The organism is Desulfovibrio sp. 1214_IL3152 (assembly GCF_036763055.1).
In the GTDB taxonomy this organism is placed as follows: Bacteria; Desulfobacterota; Desulfovibrionia; order Desulfovibrionales; family Desulfovibrionaceae; genus Desulfovibrio.
The window spans coordinates 1-2567 of record NZ_JBAIYW010000076.1 but is presented as its reverse complement, the minus strand read 5'-3'; the positions used below and the strand labels follow the sequence as shown (position 1 = coordinate 2567).

Sequence of the window (2567 nt, the reverse complement as noted above, 5' to 3'; positions counted from 1 at the left end):
CCGCCGAGCCCGGCTTCCAGCACGGCCACGTCAAGCTGCTCCTGCCTGAAGGCCAGCAGGGCCAGCACCGTAAGAAATTCAAAATAGGTCAGCTCCGGCACGGCATTCATGATCTTGTCAGCCTGGGCGGGCCACAGGTTTTGCGACCAGGGGCGGTCATCAATGCGGATGCGTTCCGTGGGGCTGACAAAGTGCGGCGAGGTATACAGGCCCGTGCGCAGACCGTGGGCGCGGCAAAGGGATGAAAGAAAGGCCGCGGTGGAGCCTTTGCCGTTGGTACCCAGAATCTGCACCGTCACAAAGGGCGGGCGATCAAGGCCGAGATGGGACAGAGCGCGCCGCATGCGGTCAAGGCCCATGTCCATATGAAAAAGCCCCAGGCCGTCAAGGTGGCGTTGAATCTGGGAAAAATCGCTGAAAAAGTGCTTCATGCACAGCACGGTAACGCAAAGGCGCGCAACTGTCAGCGTTTTAGAGCACTTTCACTTTGAAATTGCTCTGGCGGCTGCGTGAGCAGTCGCCCGCCGCAAAGATGCAAGCGCAATTTACTTGCGCGGTTAAGCATCGTGGCCGCCCCCCGCAAAGGCTCGTTTACCGTAGTTGGCTGTCCTTGCTGCCGCGCCGGTTATAAAGAGCAACGGTCTGCTGTTCCTTGTCGGCCTCTTGCTGACAGACGATGCAAAGGCGCACCCCGGGGAGGGCATCGCGCCGGGCCTGAGGTATTTCCTCACCGCATTCCTCGCAGTGGGTCAGGCTTTCGCCCTTGGGCAGATTACGCCGGGCGCGTGCAACCTCATCATTGATGGAGTCCTGAATCTGGTCCTGTACGGCGCTGTCGCCAGCCCAACCGCTTGCCATGACGTTCTCCTTTCCGGTGATGCCTGTACCGGGCGCAGGCGTTTTGCCGGGCAATATCTGCCACGAAATGCGTTAAGGCCGCCCACAGGCAGAATGTCTGCGTGACTGGGGGCTGCTTCAGTCTTGGCCGCAATGGCGTGGTGTCGTTTGCAGTTTGAGTTTGTTGCTGTGCGCGGCAGAATGGCGGCATTGGTGGACCGCACTGACTTGGCGGCCTGACAGCAGTATACGATGGGCCGGAAGGAAATGGAAGCTGTCGCATATGGCGGAAGGCGTTTAAGCTGCCCGTTTAAATTTACAGTGCAGGCTGGCTGCCCTGTTGCGCAGCCTTTGAAAGATGGTGCGCTGCGCCCGGTGCAGACGCGCAAGTCCGGCCCGGCACCTCGGGCGTCATGCCCGGAACGCATATGCGCCGGGCCGGTATTTTTTGTGCGGTTTGCGTCTTGCGCTAGAGCAATTTCACTTTGAAATTGCTCTGCCGGCTGCGTGAGCAGACGTTCGCTACGGAGGCGTAAGCGCAGTTTATCTGCGCGGTTAAACGCCGAAGTGAGCGTGCCTTAAACTTTGAGAATGTATATTCTCAAAGTTAATCTGCGCTAAACGACAAAGGCGCAAGCGGTCTGCGCTTACGCCTCGTTGGCGGGGCTGCCGTTGCAGCCGCCGGGAAATGGCGCGTCCGGAAGGTGCTATTCCGGCAGTTGGATGTCTGTCTGGTATCCTGCGGCCATGCATTTGGCGATAAGTTCGCCGGAGCCGTCAAAGACCTTGATGTCATAGCTTTGTATGCGTTGCCCACGGCGAACCACATACGCTTCGGCCGCCAGGGGGCCGCTTTTGCCGGGCCGCAGGAATTCGATGGTGGTGGACAGGCTGACCACGCCCGTGTCTTTGCCCGCATTGGCTGCCGCGCCGAAGGCCACGTCCGCCAGGGCAAAAATGGCTCCGCCGTGGGCGCAGCCCATGCCGTTTCTGTGGTTTTCGGTAAGGGGCATGGTCACGCGGGCGAATTCAGGACTGGCGCTTTCAATGGTCATTTGCAGATATTTCATGAGCTTGTCGTGCTTTTTGACATAATTTTTCATAAATTCTCCAGTGTTGCCAAAAACAAGCCGGAAGCCAAAGGCTTCCGGCACAGTGTATACATAAGGTGTATCCGCCAGTGCGGTATCGGTACGTTACTCTACCTGCTGAATGCCGTCCAGCTTCCAACTGCCGCCCTGCACCGGGCGCATGAAGTGCCATACTTCGCGCACAGTGGACGGGGCCTGTTGATCGGGGCTTTCGCGCATCAGCACGTCAAAAAAGACCTGGGCGAATTGCTCGTTGCCTTCATTTTCCACACCAAGCAACTGGGCGTTCACCAGCAGTATTTCGGTATTGCTCGGGTTGGGGTCGGCTTCCATCTGTTCGCGAACGGCATGCTGTACCGCGGAACTGGTGAACTGAGAGATATCGTCCATATCGCGCTTGTCCCAGGAGTTTTGCAGGCGGGTATACGCCATTTTGGCTCCGCGCAAAAACTCGTCGGCATCAAAGCCCTCAGGCATGGGTATGTTGGGACCGGCCGCCGCCTGTGCTGCCGCACCCTGGCTGTTGCCGCGCAACACGTCCCACCCGTTGCTTTCGGTGGATTCGCGCTGCATTCCCTGCATGCGGTCGTTATAGGCATCGGAGTGTTGCCCGTGAGCCCTCGCCGCAGCAGAAGCCTG

General features: G+C 58.7%; 3 protein-coding genes and 1 pseudogene. All 4 read right to left on the bottom strand.

The window, feature by feature from the left end; all coding sequences use genetic code 11:
* A pseudogene (locus tag V6C07_RS01465) lies at positions 1–431 on the bottom strand (bifunctional folylpolyglutamate synthase/ dihydrofolate synthase); the annotation flags it as partial.
* A gap of 160 nt (positions 432–591) precedes the next feature.
* Positions 592–858, bottom strand: a complete 267-nt coding sequence (locus V6C07_RS01460) for a DksA/TraR family C4-type zinc finger protein (protein WP_333534621.1) — start codon at positions 856–858, stop codon at positions 592–594.
* A 686-nt stretch (positions 859–1544) separates the two neighbouring features.
* Positions 1545–1940, bottom strand: a complete 396-nt coding sequence (locus V6C07_RS01455) for a PaaI family thioesterase (protein ID WP_333534620.1) — start codon at positions 1938–1940, stop codon at positions 1545–1547.
* 93 nt (positions 1941–2033) lie between these two features.
* On the bottom strand, positions 2034–2567 hold a 534-nt coding region (locus tag V6C07_RS01450; RefSeq protein ID WP_333534619.1), incomplete at its 5' end, for a Tim44 domain-containing protein.

Coding starts and splice junctions, on each gene's coding strand:
- V6C07_RS01460 (WP_333534621.1), bottom strand. CDS start 858: ATGGCAAGCGGTTGGGCTGGCGACAGCGCCGTACAGGACCAGATTCAG.
- V6C07_RS01455 (WP_333534620.1), bottom strand. CDS start 1,940: ATGAAAAATTATGTCAAAAAGCACGACAAGCTCATGAAATATCTGCAA.